The 18,561-nt window shown below is 64.0% G+C and carries 15 protein-coding genes; 8 read left to right on the top strand and 7 right to left on the bottom strand.

What is annotated here, in order from left to right; genetic code table 11:
* The first annotated feature begins 9 nt into the window (after positions 1–9).
* Complete coding sequence (locus KHO22_RS06385; RefSeq protein WP_211946279.1) at positions 10–1,224, top strand: monovalent cation:proton antiporter-2 (CPA2) family protein; 1,215 nt, start codon at positions 10–12, stop codon at positions 1,222–1,224.
* A 96-nt stretch (positions 1,225–1,320) separates the two neighbouring features.
* Here the strand turns inward: KHO22_RS06385 and ald are convergent, their stop codons facing one another.
* The 4 genes from ald to KHO22_RS06365 are packed head-to-tail and all read right to left on the bottom strand — an operon-like array spanning position 1,321 to position 5,927.
* A complete protein-coding gene (ald, locus tag KHO22_RS06380; RefSeq protein WP_211946278.1) occupies positions 1,321–2,439 on the bottom strand; it encodes an alanine dehydrogenase in 1,119 nt (372 codons plus the stop codon).
* Positions 2,440–2,492: 53 nt separating this feature from the next.
* Complete coding sequence (phnY, locus tag KHO22_RS06375; protein ID WP_211946277.1) at positions 2,493–3,935, bottom strand: phosphonoacetaldehyde dehydrogenase; 1,443 nt, start codon at positions 3,933–3,935, stop codon at positions 2,493–2,495.
* 51 nt (positions 3,936–3,986) lie between these two features.
* Entirely contained in the window at positions 3,987–5,213 is a 1,227-nt protein-coding gene (phnA, locus tag KHO22_RS06370) for a phosphonoacetate hydrolase (protein ID WP_211946276.1), read from the bottom strand.
* A gap of 24 nt (positions 5,214–5,237) precedes the next feature.
* On the bottom strand, positions 5,238–5,927 hold the full coding sequence (locus tag KHO22_RS06365) for a phosphonate utilization associated transcriptional regulator (protein ID WP_230426754.1): 690 nt from the start codon (positions 5,925–5,927) through the stop codon (positions 5,238–5,240).
* A gap of 175 nt (positions 5,928–6,102) precedes the next feature.
* Between KHO22_RS06365 and KHO22_RS06360 the strand changes: the two genes are divergently transcribed.
* The 4 genes from KHO22_RS06360 (at position 6,103) to KHO22_RS06345 (ending at position 11,226) form a co-directional block, all read left to right on the top strand.
* Complete coding sequence (locus KHO22_RS06360; protein ID WP_211946274.1) at positions 6,103–7,149, top strand: putative 2-aminoethylphosphonate ABC transporter substrate-binding protein; 1,047 nt, start codon at positions 6,103–6,105, stop codon at positions 7,147–7,149.
* Between the two features lie 68 nt (positions 7,150–7,217).
* Complete coding sequence (locus tag KHO22_RS06355) at positions 7,218–8,342, top strand: putative 2-aminoethylphosphonate ABC transporter ATP-binding protein (RefSeq protein ID WP_211946273.1); 1,125 nt, start codon at positions 7,218–7,220, stop codon at positions 8,340–8,342.
* A gap of 9 nt (positions 8,343–8,351) precedes the next feature.
* Entirely contained in the window at positions 8,352–10,076 is a 1,725-nt protein-coding gene (locus KHO22_RS06350; RefSeq protein ID WP_211946272.1) for a putative 2-aminoethylphosphonate ABC transporter permease subunit, read from the top strand.
* A gap of 34 nt (positions 10,077–10,110) precedes the next feature.
* The gene (locus KHO22_RS06345) at positions 10,111–11,226 is read left to right on the top strand and encodes a 2-aminoethylphosphonate--pyruvate transaminase (protein ID WP_211946271.1); all 1,116 of its coding nucleotides are present in this window, start codon (positions 10,111–10,113) and stop codon (positions 11,224–11,226) included.
* Positions 11,227–11,851: 625 nt separating this feature from the next.
* Here the strand turns inward: KHO22_RS06345 and KHO22_RS06340 are convergent.
* Positions 11,852–12,298 carry a hypothetical protein gene (locus KHO22_RS06340; RefSeq protein ID WP_211946270.1) on the bottom strand — a complete coding sequence of 149 codons (447 nt, stop codon included), beginning with the start codon at positions 12,296–12,298 and terminating at the stop codon, positions 11,852–11,854.
* Between the two features lie 547 nt (positions 12,299–12,845).
* On the opposite strand from KHO22_RS06340, the gene KHO22_RS06335 reads away from it, so the two are divergent.
* The 3 genes from KHO22_RS06335 to KHO22_RS06325 all read left to right on the top strand — a co-directional run bounded on the left by KHO22_RS06335 (position 12,846) and on the right by KHO22_RS06325 (position 15,632).
* Positions 12,846–13,961 (top strand): helix-turn-helix transcriptional regulator, encoded by a 1,116-nt coding sequence (locus KHO22_RS06335; RefSeq protein ID WP_211946269.1) that lies wholly within the window; start codon positions 12,846–12,848, stop codon positions 13,959–13,961.
* Positions 13,962–14,244: 283 nt separating this feature from the next.
* Entirely contained in the window at positions 14,245–14,709 is a 465-nt protein-coding gene (locus KHO22_RS06330) for a MaoC family dehydratase (RefSeq protein ID WP_230426753.1), read from the top strand.
* 53 nt (positions 14,710–14,762) lie between these two features.
* The gene (locus tag KHO22_RS06325) at positions 14,763–15,632 is read left to right on the top strand and encodes an intradiol ring-cleavage dioxygenase (protein WP_211946267.1); all 870 of its coding nucleotides are present in this window, start codon (positions 14,763–14,765) and stop codon (positions 15,630–15,632) included.
* A gap of 99 nt (positions 15,633–15,731) precedes the next feature.
* Here KHO22_RS06325 and KHO22_RS06320 read toward each other — a convergent pair whose 3' ends face one another.
* Together KHO22_RS06320 and KHO22_RS06315 are read right to left on the bottom strand one after the other, a co-directional pair.
* Positions 15,732–16,724, bottom strand: a complete 993-nt coding sequence (locus KHO22_RS06320; protein WP_211946266.1) for a 2-hydroxyacid dehydrogenase — start codon at positions 16,722–16,724, stop codon at positions 15,732–15,734.
* Positions 16,725–16,781: 57 nt separating this feature from the next.
* Positions 16,782–18,374, bottom strand: coding sequence for an aspartate:alanine exchanger family transporter (locus KHO22_RS06315; protein WP_211946549.1), 1,593 nt, complete (start codon positions 18,372–18,374; stop codon positions 16,782–16,784).
* Positions 18,375–18,561 lie beyond the last annotated feature (187 nt).

Genomic DNA, 18,561 nt, shown 5'->3' with positions numbered 1-18,561 from the left:
AGGCGGATCATGAGTCTCCTCCTCGACGCCGTGCTATTCCTTGGCGCTGCCCTGATCGCGGTGCCCATCTCGGTAAGGCTCGGGTTCGGCTCGGTGCTGGGCTATCTCGTAGCCGGCGTGGCATTGGGGCCCTCCGCTCTCGGCCTGGTCAAGGAGGTGGACCCGGTCTTCCATGTTTCCGAACTCGGTATCGTGCTGATGATGTTCGTCATCGGTATCGAAATGGACGTCCGCAAGCTGTGGAAGATGCGCCAGTCCATTTTCGGCTACGGCGGGCTCCAGGTGTTGCTGTGTGCGGCGCTGCTGGCGATTGCCTTCATCGCCTTCGGGGTGAACTGGCGCGTCGGCATTGCCGCCGGATTTGCGCTGTCCCTGTCGTCGACGGCGATGGTCATTGCGATTCTGGAGCAACAGGGCCTGATGCATACGCGCCTTGGCCAGACCAGCTTCGGGATACTGCTGTTCCAGGATATTGCCGCGATTCCGATGATCGCGCTGTTGCCCTTGCTGTCTCCGGTGCCGGCCGCCGACGCATCGAATGACGGCTGGAGCCTTGCCGTCGGCGCGCTGGCCATGCTCGCCCTGGTGATCCTTGGCGGCAGTTTCCTGTTGCGATACCTGCTGCCCTTCATCCGGCGCAGCGGCACGCGCGACACGCTGACGGTATTCGCGCTGCTCTGGGTGATTGGCATTGCACTGCTGATGCACAGTGTGCACCTTTCGATGTCGCTGGGTGCGTTTCTGGCCGGTGTGCTGCTGGCGGGTTCCGATTGCCGCGAGGAGATCGAGGCCGATATCGCGCCGTTCAAAGGCCTGCTGCTTGGCCTGTTCTTCATGGCGGTCGGCATGTCCATCGATTTTGGCGTGCTGGCAAGAAACCCGCTGCTGGTCGCGGTACTGGTTTTCCTGCTCGTCGGCACCAAGCTGGCGGCCTTGCTGTACCTGGCAAAGCGGTTCCAGGTGCCGCAGCGGGAACGCCTGTATTTCGCGATCCTGATCTCCCAGGGCGGGGAGTTTGCGTTTGTCGTCATGGCTGCCGCCGAGGGCGCGCGCCTGGTCAACAGCGAGCAGTTGTCGATCGTGACCGCCGTGGTGGCGCTATCGATGGCCGCCACGCCACTCCTGCTGATGGCCCAGCGCGGCATGGCGCGACGCAGACCGGGCGAGCCCTACCTGCCCGCGGAGAGCCCGCCCAACGAAGCCCGCGATGCTGATTTGCATTGATACAGCGGGCTGCCGCGGGCAGACGCGTGAGGCCTGAGACGCGACTGTTCGCAACGGACTACGCTCCGGAAGGGGGCGTAGTCCACAAGAGCGCTCTCAGGCAGTCAGCACGGCGGAGGGATCCACGTAGGCGTAGCCAAGATCCTGCGCGACTTCCCGGCAGGTCACCCGGCCGAGCGCCACGTTCAGGCCGTTCGCCAGATGGGCGTTATCGGAAAGGGCTGCCTTCCATCCCTTGTCGGCGATCTGCAATGCAAACGGCAGCGTGGCGTTGTTCAGTGCATAGGTAGAGGTACGCGGAACCGCGCCCGGCATATTGGCCACGCAGTAGTGCAAGACCTTGCCAACGGTGTAGGTCGGCTCCGCGTGCGTGGTGGCGTGCGCCGTTTCACAACATCCGCCCTGGTCGATGGCGACGTCGACGATCACCGCGCCCGGCTTCATGGCGTCGACCATCGCGCTGGTGACCAGCTTGGGTGCCGCGGCACCGGGCACCAGCACGCCGCCGATCACCAGGTCCGCCGACAGTACGTGGCGCTCCAGGTTGTCCTGATTGGAATATACCGTCATGACGCGCGCGCCCAGCAGGCGGTCCATGCGGCGCAGCACGTCGATGCTGCGATCGATGACAACCACCTGCGCGCCCGTGCCAACGGCGATCTGCGCGGCGTTCGAGCCGACCACGCCGCCACCCAGGATCACGATCTTGGCCGGTTCCACGCCCGCGACGCCGCCCAGCAGGATGCCCATGCCGCCGCGTGCCTTCTCCAGGCAATGCGCACCGGCCTGCACCGACATGCGTCCCGCCACCTCCGACATGGGCGCGAGCAGGGGCAGGCCGCCGCCAGCCTGCGTCACGGTCTCGTAGGCAATGCAGATCGCGCCGCTGCTGACCAGGTCGGCGCATTGGTCGGGATCTGGCGCGAGGTGCAGGTAGGTGAAGAGGATCTGCCCCTCGCGCAGCATGGCACGCTCCGCCGCCTGGGGCTCCTTGACCTTGACGATCATTTCCGCCCTGGCAAATATCTCGGACGCGGACCCGACGATGGTGGCGCCTGCCTTGCGGTAGTCGGCATCGCCGGCGCCGATGCCGGCCCCGGCACCGGTTTCGACAAGCACGGTGTGGCCGTGTGCCGCGATTTCCCGAACCGACGAGGGCGTCAGGCCCACCCGGTACTCATGGTTCTTGACTTCCCTGGGTACTCCGATTTTCACGATGTCTCCTTGTCCTTGTCCTTGCCCTGTTCCGAGTCGGGTTGCTGCGCCGCTTACCAGGGCAGCGAGTAGGTCTTGGTGTTGGTGAAGCTCTTCATCGCCTCGAGCACGCCTTCCTTGTAGCCCAGGCCGGAATCCTTGATGCCGCCGAACGGGGTCAGCTCCAGCCGGTAGCCAGGCACCTCGCGCACATTGACGCTGCCCACCTTGAGTTCGCGCACGAAGCGCGTGATGTAGTCGAGCCGGTTGGTGCAGACCGACGATGACAGGCCGTAGGCCGTACCGTTGGAAATCCGGATGGCGTCGTCGATGTCCCTGAAGCGGATCACCGGCGAGACCGGCCCGAAGGTCTCGTGCTTCACCACGGTCATCTCCGGGTCGACATGGTCCAGCACCGTGGGCGAGTACAGCGCGCCGCGGCGGATATTTCCGTAGCGCAGCGTCGCGCCCGCGGCGATGGCCTCGTTGACCACCTGCTCGAACTGGATCGCCGCGGCCTCGTCGATCACCGTGCCGATGTCGACGCTCGGGTCCATGGGGTCGCCATACCTGACGGCCTCGGTCTTCGCCACCAGCAGGTCGACAAAGCGCTCGGCCACGGACTCATGCACCAGCATGCGCTTGATCGCGGTGCAGCGCTGGCCCGAGTTCTTGTAAGAGCCGCTGGCGGCGAGCGTGGCGGCTTCTTCCAGGTCGGCGTCCTCCATCACGATGATGGGATCGTTGCCGCCCAGTTCCAGCACCTGGCGCTTGTAGGTAGCCTTGGCGGCGATGTACTTGCCGATCGGCACGCCACCGGTAAAGGTCACCAGATCGACGTCGGGGTGCGTGAGCATTTCGTCGGCGATCTCGCGCGGATCGCCCGTGATGACCGACAGCATCTGCGGCGGCAGGCCGGCCTCGTACAGGATGTCGGCCAGCATGAAGGCCGCCAGCGGCGTCTTCTCGCTGGGCTTGAGCACCATGCGGTTGTTGGTGGCCACCGCCGGCGCGACCTTGTGGATGACCTGGTTGAGCGGATGGTTGAACGGCGTGATCGCGGTGATCACGCCCATCAGCGGCTCGCGCAGCGTATAGACCTTGCGGCTCTTGCCGTGGTGCGTGAGGTCGCACGAGAACACCTGCCCGTCGTCGACCAGTGCCTGGTTGGCGGCGAACAGCAGCACGTCGGAGGCGCGGCCGACCTCGTACAGCGAGTCCTTGCGGCACAGACCCGATTCCAGCGTGATGGTGCGCGAGATTTCGTCCAGCCGCGACGCGATGATCTCGCCGGCGCGCATCAGGATCTTGTAGCGCTCGTAGCGCGTCAGCGTGGGCTGGTAGTCGCGCGCGATGCGGTAGGCGCGGCGCACGTCGTCCAGCGTAGCCCTGGGCACGGTGGCGATGACGTCCCCGGTGTACGGGTAGGTCACTTCAATGACATCGTCGCGGTAGATCTTCTCGTCGGCGAGGCGCAGGGCTTCCCGCCGCACGCCGGCATGTTCCGGTGCGTTCATGGTGTCTCCAGTCGATTGGGCCGGGCGGCAGGCCGCCCGCTGGGTGGGAACTCAGTGCGCGTGGTTCAGCGCAAGGTCGAAGGCATCGAAGTTGCGCAGCCGGCGCGCCGGGTCCAGCCCGGCGAGCGGGCGGTTGCAGACCAGCGGCACGACCTGCTCCGAAACGCCGCCGTGCGAGCGCAGCGGCGCGTCCAGGCCGGTCAGGTCGTGGCGCTCGCGGCAGGTGCCGATGACCACGTCGCGACGCGATACCGCGATGATGTCGCCGATGCGGTCGGCCGGCAGCTCGTAGCGCTGCGCGGCCTGCGCGCGTGTCAGGACGGCCTCCATGCCGTCAAGCTCGGCAATGCGGGGGATCCAGCGGGCGGCCGACTCGGCATCGGGCGTGTAGACGGTGGCGAACGATCCGAGCGCCCCGTGGTGGACCACGTACGGATCGGTGATCGGCAGGATGACGCGGGCCGCGCCGGCGCCGTACCAGCGGTCGAGCTGGTCCTGCAGGTAGATGACGCGCGGCTCGCCGTCCGGGCCGTGCTTGTCGTTCATGCCGTGGTCGGCGGTCAGCACGATGGTGGCACCCATGGCGTCGAGCTGGCCCAGGTAGCGGTCCATCATCGCGTAGAAGGCATTGGCGGTGTCGCTGCCCGGGGCCGCCTTATGCTGGATGTAGTCGGTCGTGGACAGGTACATCAGGTCGGGGCGCACGCGTTCCATCAGCTTGACGCCGGCCGCGAAGACGAATTCGGACAGTTCGGCGCTATATACCGATGGCACCGGCATGCCGACCATCGAAACCACGTCGGTGATGCCGTTTTCGGCCTCGGTGGCTTCATCGGCCTTCTCCGACGAGAAGCAGATGCCATGCAGTTCGTGGCCGAGCAGCTTGCGCAGCTTGTCCTTGGCGGTCACCACGGCCACGCGCGCGCCCTGGTCGGCAAAGGCTGCGAGCAGGGTAGGGGCACGCAGGTAGCGCGGGTCGTTCATCATGACCTCGCGGCCCGCATCGCGGTCAAAAAAGTAATTGCCGCAGATGCCGTGCACCGCCGGCGGCACGCCGGTGACGATGGAGAGGTTGTTCGGGTTGGTGAAGGACGGCACCACGCAATCGCCAAGGAGGCTGGCGCCATGCGCCATCATGCGCGTCAGGTGCGGTGCTACGCCTGCGGCGGAGGCTGCGTGCAGGTATTCCGGTGCACAGCCATCCACGCATACCACCACGACCGGAGCTTCGCCGCGGCGATATCCCCTGCCATTCACTTCGATCTTCCTCGTTGCCATCTGTCGCTCCCGTTGGAGAAGAAATTACGGCGATTGGCTGCCGGCCTGCGTCTGTTGCCGGTGTGCCTTCAACATCCGCGCGCGGCTTGCCGCCACGTGCTTGCGCAACGCGGCGCCCGCGCTCGCGGGGTCGCCGGACGCGATCGCAGCCAGGATCGAGCGGTGCTCGTCGGCGGATACGTCCAGCCCGCCGCCCTTGGTCAGGGCCTGCATCCGGAACAGGTGCAGTTCCTTGACCAGGCGGCGGTAAGTCTCGGTCAGCTTGCGGCTGCCGGCGGCTTCCAGCAGCCGCTCGTGGAACCGCAGGTTCAGCGCCGCGTACTGTCCGGCATCCTTCTGCGCGCTGGCGTCTTCCATCGCGCCCACCAGCTCTTCGAGCTGCTGGAGCAGCGTGGGGTCCAGGCGCTCGGCCACGCGGCGGCCGATGATTTCTTCCAGTGCTTCGCGCAGTTCATAGATCTCCTCGGCTTCGTCGAGCTGGATCTCGCGCACGAATACGCCGCGGTTCTTTTCGTTGCGTACCAGGCCGGTCTCCTCGAGCGCGCGCAGCGCCTCGCGGACCGGTCCGCGGCTGGTGCCGAAGCCGGCAGCCACGTCGCTTTCGTTGATGCGCATACCCGGCGCCAGTTCGCCGGTCATGATCATTCGCTCGATCTCGTCCTGGACGAGCATCGGCAGCGAACTGGAGCGCACGAGCTGAAGGGCAGAGGTCATTTCCATGGTCCCCATTAAAGGTGATGGATTGTGAATTGTCAACAGTTTGCAATCTACGTTTGACAGTCGGCGTTCGACGGTCTACATTGATTTCCATCTTACCCCATGCGCCGATTCGATCGCAGAGGCGAGATCACAAGTCGGGCCCAGACCTGCACATAGAACCGGAGACCTCATGAAAAACGCTTCCCTGCGCCATTCAGCTGCCGTAGCCGCGTCGTTATGCGCACTTGCCTGTGCGTTTACGAGCACGACCGCCAACGCCCAGCAAAAGACTTCCCTCAGTGTCTACACCGCGCTCGAAACCGATGCGATGCGCTTATACAAGGAGGCCTTCGAGAAGGCCAATCCCGACATAGAGGTGCGTTGGGTAAGGGATTCGACCGGTATCGTCACCGCGCGCCTGCTGGCCGAAAAGGCGAATCCGCAGGCGGATGTGGTGGCGGGCCTGGCTGCCAGCAGCCTTGAGCTGCTGAAGCAGGAGGGCATGCTGCAGGCGTATGAGCCCAAGGGCTTTGCCACGCTCAATGCCGGCTACTCGGACACCGCGCGGCCACCCAGCTGGGTCGGCATGGACGTCTGGGCGGCGACGATCTGCTTCAACCGCGTGGAAGCGCAGAAGCTGGGGCTGCCCAAGCCGGAAACCTGGAAGGACCTGACCAAGCCGGTCTACAAGGGCCGCATTTCGATGCCGCACCCGGCTTCGAGCGGTACCGGCTATCTCGATGTCACCGCGTGGCTGCAGATGTGGGGCGAGTCCGACGGCTGGAAATTCATGGACGCACTCCACCAGAACGTGGCCCAGTATGTGCACTCCGGCTCCAAGCCCTGCCAGCAGGCGGCCACCGGCGAGTTCCCCATCGGCATCTCGTTCGAGTTCCGCGCGCACCAGGTACGCAAGGCCGGCGCGCCGGTGGACCTGATTTTCCCGAAGGAAGGGCTGGGCTGGGATGTCGAAGCCACCGGCATCATGAAGACCACAAAGAAGCCGGCTGAAGCCAGGCGCTTCGCGGACTGGATGGCGAGCCGCGAGGCCAACCAGATCCATGCCAACTGGTGGGCCGTGGTCGCCTATCCGGGCGTGGCGAAGAAGCTCGACGGCATCCCCGACGACTACGAACAGCGCTTCGCCAGGAACGACTTCAACTGGTCGGCCAAGAACCGCGCGCGCATCCTGGCCGAGTGGAGCAGTCGTTACGAAAGCAAGGTGGCGGGCCGCTGACCGGGCCTTCCGTTCCGGCACCGTCGCTCGCAGCGGTGCTCCAGGCTGTTTTCGACTTCGGACAGATCATGGATATGAGCAGCATCCAAGGCGCCGTACATGGGGCCGGCATGCCGCCGGCCCTCGAGATCATCGGGGTACGCAAGGAGTTTGAGTCATTCTGCGCATTGCGCAGCGTCGACCTGACGGTCCACCAGGGGGAGATGCTTTGCCTGCTGGGCCCGTCGGGTTGCGGCAAGACCACGCTATTGCGGATCATTGCGGGGCTGGAGGCGCAGACCGCGGGGACCATCAGCCAGAGCGGCCGCGACATCTCGCGGCTGCCGCCGTCGCGGCGCGACTATGGCATCGTGTTCCAGTCCTATGCGCTGTTCCCGAACCTGACCATTGCCGATAACGTCGGCTATGGCCTGGTGAACCGGCGCACCGCGCGCGCCGAGGTCGACGCACGCGTGTCGCGGCTGCTGGCGCTGGTCGGCCTGCCGACTTCGGGCCACAAATATCCAAGCCAGCTGTCCGGCGGGCAGCAGCAGCGCGTGGCGCTGGCGCGGGCCCTGGCGACCAATCCCAAGCTGCTGCTGCTCGACGAGCCATTGTCCGCGCTGGACGCGCTCGAGCGCGTGCGCCTGCGTGGCGAGATCCGCCGGCTGCAGCAACAGGTGGGCGTCACCACCATCATGGTCACGCACGACCAGGAAGAGGCGCTGTCCATGGCTGACCGCATCGTGGTCATGAACCACGGCGCGATCGAGCAGATCGGCACGCCGCTCGAGGTCTATGAACGTCCGGCGTCGCCGTTCGTGGCGGACTTTGTCGGCAAGGTCAATGTGCTGCCGGGCGTCGCGCTGGGCGGGCAGCGGTACCGCGTCGGCAAGATGGAACTGCAGTGCGACGGCTGCGCAAAGGACTTCGTCCCCGGGACGGCGGTCAACCTCTACCTGCGCCCGGAAGACCGGAAGATCGGCAACCTCGAGCCGCAGACGCCGAACCAGATCCACGCGCACGTCGACAAGGTGGAATTCCTGGGCGACTCGTGCATTGCCGACGTCCGGTGCGATGACCTGCCGGGGCATACGCTGTCGCTGAAATTCACCCTCGACCAGTTCCACGATTTCGAGGTCAGGCCAGGGCGCTCGCTTCACCTTGCGCTGCGGGCCAACCGGATTCAGGCCTTCGCGGCCGCCACTGCCTAGGAGAGCGCAATGAATGACCTGGCCTTGCCACGCCAACGCACTGCGCGGACGCCGCTGGCGCGCGTCAACTGGGACGACTGGATCGCGCGGGGCATACTGGCTGCGGTGCTGCTGGCGCTGGTGCTGTTCCTGCTGGCGCCGCTGTGCGCCATCCTCGTCAACGCCGTGCTCGATCGACAAGGAAAATTCGTCGGCCTGGCTCACTTTGTCACCTACCTGCACACGCCATACCTGCTTCAGTCGGCACGCAATTCGGTGCTGCTGGCGCTGGGCGTCACCATCATTTCAGTACCTGCCGCGTTCGTGTTTGCCTATGCGCTCACCCGCAGCACGCTGCCGGGACCGCTGAAGGCCGCATTCAGGCTGATTGCGCTGATACCGCTCCTGGCGCCGTCGCTGCTGTCGGCGATCTCTTTCGTGCAGTGGTTCGGCAACCAGGGCGTGCTGAAGTGGCTGCTGGGCAATGTCTCGATCTACGGTGCGCCGGGCATCATCATCGCCGAGGTCTACAACACCTTCCCGCATGCGCTGATGATCCTGGTCACCGCGCTGTCGCTGGCCGACGGCCGGCTGTATGAAGCGGCCAGCGCACTGGGGACGACCAACTTCAGGAAGTTCACCACGATCACGCTGCCGTCGTGCAAGTACGGCCTGATCAGCGCGGCCACCGTGACCTTCACCTATGTGATCTCGGATTTCGGCGCGCCGAAAGTCATCGGCGGCGACTTCAACGTGCTCTCGATCGATGTCTTCAAGCAGGTCATCGGCCAGCAGAACTTCTCGATGGGCGCGGTGGTCGGCATGCTGCTGCTGATCCCGTCGGTGATCTCGTTCCTGATCGACTCGGTGGTGCGGCGCAAGCTGCGCGCGCAACTGACGGCGCGCTCCGTGCCCTATGTGCCCAAGCGTAACCCGTGGGCCGACTTCCTGCTGGGAGCCTACAGCACGTTGGTCTGCGTGCTGCTGCTGGCAGTGGTGGGCATGGCGGTGTACACATCGCTGATCAAGCTCTGGCCCTACGACCTGACGCTGTCGCTGCACAATTACCACACGGTGCTGTTCGAGAGCGACATGGCCCAGGCGTACCGCAACAGCCTGGTGCTGGCGACCACCACCGCGTTCTCTGGCGCGCTGATCGTTTTCGCGGGCGCCTACCTGATCGAGAAAACCCGCAACCTGGGCTTCATGCGGCCGGCCATGCAATTCCTGGCAGTGCTGTCGATGGCCGTGCCGGGCCTGGTGCTGGGCCTGGGCTATGTGGTGTTCTTCAACCACCCGTCCAATCCGCTGAACGTCCTCTACAACACGATGATCATCGTCATCCAGTCGACGATCATTCACTACTACACCTCCAGCCACCTGACCGCGGTGACGGCGCTCAAGCAGATCGACAACGAATTCGAAGCGGTATCGGCGTCGTTGAAGGTGCCGTTCTACAAGACGTTCTTCCGGGTCACGCTGCCGGTCTGCCTGCCGGCGGTGCTCGATATCGCGCGCTACTACTTTGTCGTCTCGATGGCCACCTTGTCTTGCGTGATCTTCCTTTACACGCCGGAGACCATCGTCGCCTCGGTGGCCATTATGCACCTGGACGATGCCGGCGACGTCGGAGCGGCAGCTGCACTGGCCAGCCTGATCGTGCTGACCTCCACGGTGGTCTGCATCCTCTACGCACTATGCACGCGTGTGCTGCTGGCCCGGACCCAGGGCTGGCGCACGCTCGGCAGGCACTGAATCCATCACCGGCAAAACTGCAAGGAGACCTCCCATGACCACGCCCATCCTGCTGACCCCGGGGCCGCTGACCACTTCCGACCGCACGCGCGAAGCCATGCTGCGTGACTGGGGTTCCTGGGATAGCGACTTCAATGCCATCACCGGCCGCATCCGCAAGCAGATTCTTGCCATCGTGCACGGCGAGGGCACCCATGAATGCGTGCCGATGCAAGGCAGCGGTACTTTCTCGGTGGAGGCGGCAATCGGCACCATGGTGCCGCGCGATGGACATGTGCTGGTGCCGGTCAATGGCGCCTACTGCCAGCGCATTGCGCGCATCTGCCGCACGATGGGCCGCCGGCTGTCCACCCTGAACTATCCGGAGGACCGGATCATGCAACCGGCGGACATCGACGCCGCCCTGGAGCAAGACAAAACCATCACGCACGTCGCGGTGGTCCACTGCGAGACCGGTACCGGCGTACTCAACCCGCTCGAAGCCATTGCAGCGGTGGTCGCCAGGCATGGCCGCGGTCTCATTGTCGATGCGATGAGTTCGTTTGGCGCCATCGACATCGATGCGCGCAAGATCCGTTTCGACGCGGTCGTTGCCGCATCGGGAAAATGCCTGGAAGGGGTGCCCGGGATGGGCTTCGTCATCGCGCGCCGGGAAGCCCTGGCCGCGACGGAGGGCAACAGCCAGTCCCTTGCGCTGGATCTCCATGACCAGTGGCAGTACATGGAAAAAACCACGCAGTGGCGCTTCACGCCGCCCACGCACGTAGTCGCCGCGCTCGACCAGGCTTTGCAGCAATACATGGAGGAGGGCGGGCTTGCGGCGCGCGGCGCACGCTACGCACGCAATTGCCAAATGCTGATCGATGGCATGGCGGCACTCGGGGTGCGCAGCTATCTCGAGCGCTCGGTACAAGCGCCGATCATCGTGACATTCCATGCGCCGGACGATCCGCACTATGACTTCAAGACCTTCTACCAGAAGGTGAAGGCGCGCGGCTATATCCTTTATCCGGGCAAGCTGACCGAGGTCGAAACGTTCCGTGTGGGATGCATTGGCCATTTCGGCGACGCGGGGATTCCGGGTGCCGTGAAGGTGATTGCCGAGGTGTTCACGGAAATGGGGGTGCAGGCGGCTGCCTGCGCCGCCTGAGGGGACATGGCGTGGTGGCTGGAGGCGGGCAACCGGAATCAGCCACACGCCATCGTCAAGCCTATGCATGGTGGCGGTTTGCGACGCGCCGTAGATTGCCGTTACGCCCGGTGACGGCGTGGTCAGCGAAAAGCCAAAGCCGGCGCCTTCCGTGGGTGCTTGAAAGTCTGCTTCATCCAAACTTTAAGACGTGACCAAAAATGAAGGCGGACCGTGTCTAAAAAGTACGAGATTTGGCGGGCAATTTCCGAAGATGGGTCTGCGGAGATGGGACTCCGCTGGGATATCCACAGCATCGAGGAGGAGGTCGCTCGTGGCTTGTGGGAGGGCCCCCCTGTTCTCCTAGCCACCTTTGAGGCTGACAGCTACGAAGAGGCCTGTCAGAAATACAACGATCATTTCGGCTGGGGAAAATACCATCCCATGGATTGAAAGCGTCTAGCGTCAGGAGGGTCGGCGCCTTGGCAGCACTGTGTATTGCATTCAGCCTGGGCAACCCTCCGGGCGGTTGTCGAGCGGCTCAGCGAGGCCAGCGCGACCGTAGCGGGTGTGGCTGCAGGCGTCTATCGTCAGGCGCAGATCCTCTCGCAGAACAGCCCTCCATGTAAGCCATCTTTTGACTTCCTTACCGATGACACCCAAGTTGAAACTGCTGGTCTCGGAGCAACTTGTGGTTCTGTTTAAGGCGGTCCATCTCCTGCCACGCGTTGATCTGGCGCATATTGATTTCGGTGGAACGAAGTTGCCCATCTATGGACTGGCATAAGCTGCGCTGGTTGTTGGCGGCGGCATATTCTTGCTGCTGTTGCCGTGCGATTTGCGCCTCGTAGTGCTGGCTATCAGCCGCTCGACCAGCTAGAAACTGTTGTTCTTGCTGCTGTACGCTTGCTGACTTTCCGACGGTCGAGACAGATCCACCAGAGCCGGAGGTAATGTCGGTGTAGCCGGCCGGGCAGTATTGATCCTGGGTGTAGAGAATTTTCCCTTGATTGCGGCACTTGGCGGCTTGGGCTAATGGAGAGGCGGCAATAGCCAGGGCAAGGATGGTTGGCTTAAGCATGATGGCGATCATTAGGCAGGTCGACACCATCTGATGGTCGGCTTGATGCGTCAACCCCTCTGATGTGCGAGGCAAGCTTCGCTTGGACGTCGCCACACATCTGTTGCCACGCATTTTTACCCCCCGGCGCGGGGGCTTGACGCGTTACATAACACCGATTTCTGAAGCAACTTAAAAATTCGATTAGACACGCATAATAAGCCTTATGTTAAATGGTGGAGCCGCCAGCCAACCTTGTATTTCCAGACTCTTCCGTCCTCACTTCTCCCTTTTGCCATAGACGGGCTCGCGGGACATACCGCAAGCCATTCTCCAAGGCCCCTGTCTTCAACGGGCCATTTCCCGAGTCTTTAGACCATAAACTCCGGTCCAAGCAGAAACTGGCTGATTAGAAGAATCCCTTATGCTCGACACGCGCTCTCCCGGCCGGAGCGCACAAATGTTACTCTCGCCACGGCAAATAACGGGTAGTCATTGCTTGACTGGCTACCTTTCCGGCAGATCTACGAGCCACGACCGAGAAAGCCGGTTGGTCGTTCATTCCGTTTGGGGAGCGGGCATGGTGAAGGATCAGTTGATTGGGGATCTCTACGAGTCCGCCATCCGGCAAGATGATTTCCTGGAGGTGCTGCAAAGCACTACGGAGGCCGTCGGCGCAAACATGTTCCACATGTTCAGCTGGGATGCGGCAAACAATTGCCCGCGATTTTCCGTTTATTCCGCCGGCTTTAATTGGGAACCGATTATCGCCACTTATGAGCGGTACTACGCCATTCTCGATCCGCGCCGGGATCTGGTTGCACGCGCGCCGGAAGGCACGCTTGTGGCTTGCCAGGACTACATCAGCGACCGTGACGTCGAGCGAAGCGAGTTTTACCAGGACTACCAGCTCCCGACCGCCGGACTACGCTATCTCATGGGGGCACGCCTGACCAGGCCGGGCAGCAGCGAAACCCTGCTGGGCCTGCTGCGCGCCTCGGGGCGTCCGCCCTTTTCCGACCGTGACCGGGAGACGGCCACCAGCCTGATTCCACACCTGCACCGGGCCATCAACCTCTGGCAGGATGCCAAGGTGCTTCACCAGGACGCCGCGCTCGGAAACGAATTGATGGAGCAGCTGGGGCTCGCGGTTTTCGGGCTGGACAAGGAGGGGCGTGTCGCTTACGCCAACCAGGCCGGGGAGGCGCTCCTGCGCGCTGGTTCCTCGCTCAAGATCAAGCACGGCAGGCTGGCTGCGACGAACAGCGCAGATCATGATGCCCTGCACTCGGCCATCCTTCGGGTGGCAAAATCGCGACGCGGCGAAAGCCTTGCGCTGCAGGCTCCGTCCGGCACGCATCATGAATTGTTCCTGAGCATTGCGAAAAACCCCTGCCAGTCGCCAAATCCTTTCAACACGTCCGCGATCCTGATCACGGTCCGGCGCCGCGCAGGCAGCCCGCTGGTTACCGCAAGCCAGTTGCAGCGGGCCTTCGGACTGACTCCCGCGGAGGCCGCGGTGGCCGAGGCGCTGATAGAAGGCACCGCCCCGGAGGATTATGCGGATGCCAGGGGAATCTCGCCCAATACGGTCCGGACCCAGGTTCGGGCCATCCTCTCGAAAACCAATTCGAGATCGCAGGTCAAGGCTGTGAGCACGATGGTGTGGTTGCTCTCGCAACGAAAAAGTGAATAGGTAATCGGGGCCGGCCACCACGGAAAAGTGTCCCGGGCAGAATGTGCCCGCGCCAATACGGCCGCCCTGCTTCAGTACTCGGGCAAGCAGTGAAGTCAGCCTGCCAGCGCCATGCTCAAAGGCCTCCCGCACATGCTGAATACGAGTGCGTGCTTGCAAGGTATGAAGGGTGGTCGTAACCTGATTCAGGTCAGCGACGCACGGCATTGCATGTCTCGATGCGTGGCAAATCGTGAAGCGAATTGTTCGGCACAGGAGCAATGCGATGGCCCACGACAGTGGTATGACGGCCGATAAGGTCTACCTGGAAGACCTGTCCGAAGGCATGGTGTACCAAAGCCCCGAGTACACAGTCGATGCGGCGCAGATCCAGGCGTTCGCGCGCGAGTTCGACCCGCAGCCGTTCCACCTGGATGACGACACCGCGCGCGGGACCTTCTTCGGCGGGCTCGCGGCAAGCGGCTGGCACACGGCGGCCATCACGATGAATCTGCTGGTGCGCAGCCTGCCATTGGCCGGCGGCATCATCGGCACGGGTGGCGAGATCGCATGGCCGCGCCCTACCCGGCCTGGTGACGTCCTGCGCGTGGTCAGTACGGTCCTGAGCGTTGTGCCCTCCGGGTCCAAACCCGACCGTGGCATCGTCACCGTGCAAAGCGAAACGACGAACCAGCGTGGTGACGTATGCCAGCGACTCGTCGCACGCCTGCTTGTGTTCAGGCGTGCCGTCCTGGGACAGCGCGCATGAGGTGGCTGTCCGCGAAGGCATGAGGCCTGCAGCTTTCTCCAGGAGCCAGCACGATGCGCAATCTCGACGAAGAGACCATCACCCAGGCGGTGCTGGCACGCAATGCCGATATGAAGGACCTTCGTCTCAAGGAGGTCATGACCAGCCTGATCCGGCACCTGCACGCCTTTGCGCGCGAGATCAGGCTCACCGAGGAAGAATGGGCCGCGGGCATCCAGTTTCTGACCGAGGTCGGCCACACCTGCAACCCCAGCCGGCAGGAATTCATCCTGTTGTCCGACACGCTGGGCTTGTCCACGCTGGTGACGGCCCAGAACCACCGGAAGCCGCGCGGCTGCACCGAGGCGACGGTGTTCGGCCCCTTCTACGTGGACGACGCGCCCGAGTATGCGCTTGGCGACGATGTCGGCAACGGCATGCGCGGCGAACCTTGCTACGTCAGCGGCCAGGTGCGGAGCATCACGGGCGAGCCCGTGCCGGGCGCGAAGATCGAAGTCTGGCAGGCTGACGCCGACGGCTTCTACGACGTGCAGAACCCGGACCGCACCAGCGCGCAGGGCCGCGGCACGCTGAAGGCCGATGAAGCCGGCCACTTCCGCTTCCGGTCGATCGTGGCCGAGTGCTATCCGATCCCGCATGACGGCCCGGTCGGCCGCATGCTCGACGCCATGGGTCGGCATCCGTGGCGCCCTGCCCACCTGCATTTCATGATCTCGGCGCCGGGCTACGAGACGCTGGTGACGCACGTGTTCCGCAACGGCAGCGAGTACCTCGATTCGGACGCGGTATTCGGCGTGCGTTCGTCGCTGGTGGCGGATTGGATCCGTCACGAGGCGGGCCGCACGCCGGACGGCGGCGAAAGCGCCGTGCCCTTCTACACGCTCGACTACAACTTCGTGCTGAATCCGGCCGCGCCGTCGTGAAGACTGGCTTGCCCGCCATCTGAGCCGACAGCACCGGCAATCTCCCCATCGGCAGCGAATCCGTGCCACTGCCTTTGCGTGTTGCGCCCAGCGTTGAGGTCAGGCCTTGATTTCGTTGGTCAACGCCAGGCCGGACTCGAATTCGGTCACGCTGCGCAAGGTCGTCTGGCAGATCGTGGACACGGCTTCGCGCGTGAGGAAGGCCTGATGCCCGGTCACGATCACGTTGGGAAACGAGACCAGCCGCTGCATCACGTCGTCGGCGACGATGGTGCTCGACAGATCGCGGAAGAACAGGTCGGCTTCCTGCTCGTACACATCCAGGGCCAGTCCACCGAGCTGCCGGTTCTGCAGCGCATCGATCGCGGCCTCGGTATCGAGCAGCCCGCCACGGCTGGTGTTGACGAGCAGCGCACCCGGCTTTGCGCGTGCGAGCGCATCGGCGTCGATGATGTGGTACGTCTGCGGCGTCAGCGGACAGTGCAGGGAAATGATGTCTGCGCTGGCGCCGATCTCGCCGGGCTGGGCGTAGCGGCCGCCCAGGGCCTCGAATTCGGGCGTGGGAAACGCGTCATAGCCGATCACTTCGCAGCCGAAACCAAGCATGATGCGGGCAAACACGCGGCCGATCTTGCCAGTTCCGACCACGGCGACGGTCTTGCCGCAAAAGTCAAACCCCATCAGGCCATCGAGGGAAAAATTGAAGTCCCGGGTGCGGTTGTAGGCGCGGTGGATCTTGCGGTTGACGGCCAGCAGCAAGGCCACGGCATGCTCCGCCACCGAATTGGGCGAGTAGGTCACGACGCGGACCACCTTCATGCCGAGACTGGCGGCGGCACCAAGATCGACGTTGTTGAATCCGGTGCAGCGCAGGGCGACCAGCGACGTTCCGCCAGCCCTGAGTTCATTGAGCACGGCGGCATCCGCGACATCGTTCACGAAGATGCAGACGGCGCCATGCCCGGCGGCCAGGCCGACCGTGTCGGTATCCAGCGGGACATCGAAGAAGTCGAGCTGATGGCCCTCGGCAACATTGGCGGCATGCAGATACTCGCGGTCGTAGGGCTTGGCGCTGAATACGGCGACTTTCATCGCTTGTCTCCCGGGAAAGGTGCGGGCCTGGGCTTCGTGCGGAAACGCCTGGCGGGCCTACCCGCGGGCCAGGGCCATGGCGATCTCCACGAACAGGATCTTGGCGATCGTCATCGAAGGAAAGATCATGGCGTAGCCGATGTCCGGCTGCTCCGTGGGCGCTACGCGATTGGCAAAGGCCAGGATCGCCGGATTCCCTGTCGCTCCGCAGATGACGCCCGCGGCCACATCGAAGGGCATCCTGAAGATCCACAGGCAGACCAGTGCCGTGACCAGCACAAGTGCCAGGACAACCAGCAGGCTGTAGAGCAGGAACGAAGCCCCGGTCGTGGCGATCGTCGCGAAGAACTTGGGCCCCGATGATATGCCCACCTGTGCCAGGAAGATGGTGAGCCCGAAATTCCTCAACACCAGATTGGCCGAAAGCGGCATGGTCCAGACGAACGGGCCGGAACGGCGGATCTTGCCGAGACAGAGCGCGATCAGCAGCAAGGCGGCCAGCCCGAGGGTCAGCTTGCCGACGCCCGGTATCGGCAGCGGGATCATGCCCGCCAACAGGCCCGCTGCCGCGCCGATGCCAATCGAAATGAAGCTCAGCTCGGCGGTGCCCTTGATGGAATCGCCAAATAACTGACGCAACGCCTTGAGATGGGCACGATTCGCGAGCAGCCCGACCCGATCCCCTACTTCGAGGATGAGCTCGGGGCTGGGCAGCATGTCGGCGTCGCCCCTGCGCACCTGGACGATCGAGCTGGCGATGCCATCGGGAAAGCGGATGTCGCGCAGCGCAAGCCCGACCACCGCGCGGCTTGAGGCAAACACCCGGACATAGTCGAGATCCTCCCGATGACTGCTCATCCGGCCGGGCTGCAACTCTCCCAGCAGGGCAGCGGCTTCGCGAAGCCGTGCCGGGTCGGTGGAGGTCGCGAGCAGGACATCGTCCATGCGCAGGACAAGGTCTTCTTCCGGTAGCTGGTTGTGGTGCTCCCGACGTACCGCGGCAATGGTCAGGCCCGCTGGCAATTGCACCTTCAGCTGGGAGAACCTGAGCCCGATGAGCGCGGGATTGCGCAGGGAAATCTCGGCCATCTCGATGACCTTTGCCGCCGGCGCCTCGATCTTCGCCTTCAGCGCCGCACCCAGCACATAAAGGAGCAGGATCGGCCCCGCGACCCCAAAGGGATAGGCCACGCTGTAGCCAACCGCGGCGCCGTCGCCCTTCATGGCCGCGATGACTGCCTGCAAGGTCGCCGTACTGGTCCCGGCGCCGGCGAAGATCCCCAGCGACTCATCGAGCTTCAGGCCGAACATCGGCACCAGCGCCAGCGACACGATGCCAGCGCCGAGAACGCCCAGGACGGCCGCGGCGTTGGCCTTCAGCCCCCTGGTACTGGTCAGGCCGTCGAAAAACTGGGCGCCGTACTGGATGCCGATGCCATAGAGGAACAGGAGCAGGCCGAGGGTCCCGACCAGCGCGGGTGGCGCCGCCTTGGGGGCAAAGCCACCGATGGCCAGTCCGACGAACAGAACGGCTCCGGAACCGAGCGAAACACCCTTGATATTGATTTCGCCGACCACGTAGCCCAGTGCAACCGTGAGAAGCAAGGTGAACAAGGGCTGGGTTTCGAACAGCACCCTGACTGCATCCATTGCCGGCTCCTTTTTGCCAGACGATCGGCAATACAGGCCGGTCTCGCCCGCGCAAATGGTGCGAGGAGGCGGCGCATGCACTCCCTGTCGTGCCTGAGTCTGCAGAGTAGGCGAATTGCGCCGGACTTCAAATCGATTCCGCGGCCGGACCCATGGCGGGAACCGCTGGCCTGGGCGGCTCCGGAGA

Origin of the sequence: Cupriavidus yeoncheonensis, from assembly GCF_905397275.1 — a bacterium.
GTDB classification, from domain to species: Bacteria; Pseudomonadota; Gammaproteobacteria; order Burkholderiales; family Burkholderiaceae; genus Cupriavidus; species Cupriavidus yeoncheonensis.
Note: the sequence above shows the minus strand (reverse complement) of the source record. Positions and strands in the feature narration are given on the sequence as shown.

Excerpts from the sequence above, each read along its gene's own strand:
- KHO22_RS06330 (WP_230426753.1), top strand. The coding sequence starts at position 14,245 with ATGACGGCCGATAAGGTCTACCTGGAAGACCTGTCCGAAGGCATGGTG.
- KHO22_RS06325 (WP_211946267.1), top strand. The coding sequence starts at position 14,763 with ATGCGCAATCTCGACGAAGAGACCATCACCCAGGCGGTGCTGGCACGC.
- KHO22_RS06350 (WP_211946272.1), top strand. The coding sequence starts at position 8,352 with ATGAATGACCTGGCCTTGCCACGCCAACGCACTGCGCGGACGCCGCTG.
- phnY (WP_211946277.1), bottom strand. The coding sequence starts at position 3,935 with ATGAACGCACCGGAACATGCCGGCGTGCGGCGGGAAGCCCTGCGCCTC.
- KHO22_RS06340 (WP_211946270.1), bottom strand. The coding sequence starts at position 12,298 with ATGATCGCCATCATGCTTAAGCCAACCATCCTTGCCCTGGCTATTGCC.
- KHO22_RS06345 (WP_211946271.1), top strand. The coding sequence starts at position 10,111 with ATGACCACGCCCATCCTGCTGACCCCGGGGCCGCTGACCACTTCCGAC.
- KHO22_RS06320 (WP_211946266.1), bottom strand. The coding sequence starts at position 16,724 with ATGAAAGTCGCCGTATTCAGCGCCAAGCCCTACGACCGCGAGTATCTG.
- KHO22_RS06365 (WP_230426754.1), bottom strand. The coding sequence starts at position 5,927 with ATGACCTCTGCCCTTCAGCTCGTGCGCTCCAGTTCGCTGCCGATGCTC.
- KHO22_RS06360 (WP_211946274.1), top strand. The coding sequence starts at position 6,103 with ATGAAAAACGCTTCCCTGCGCCATTCAGCTGCCGTAGCCGCGTCGTTA.
- phnA (WP_211946276.1), bottom strand. The coding sequence starts at position 5,213 with ATGGCAACGAGGAAGATCGAAGTGAATGGCAGGGGATATCGCCGCGGC.
- KHO22_RS06335 (WP_211946269.1), top strand. The coding sequence starts at position 12,846 with ATGGTGAAGGATCAGTTGATTGGGGATCTCTACGAGTCCGCCATCCGG.
- KHO22_RS06385 (WP_211946279.1), top strand. The coding sequence starts at position 10 with ATGAGTCTCCTCCTCGACGCCGTGCTATTCCTTGGCGCTGCCCTGATC.
- KHO22_RS06315 (WP_211946549.1), bottom strand. The coding sequence starts at position 18,374 with ATGGATGCAGTCAGGGTGCTGTTCGAAACCCAGCCCTTGTTCACCTTG.
- KHO22_RS06355 (WP_211946273.1), top strand. The coding sequence starts at position 7,218 with ATGGATATGAGCAGCATCCAAGGCGCCGTACATGGGGCCGGCATGCCG.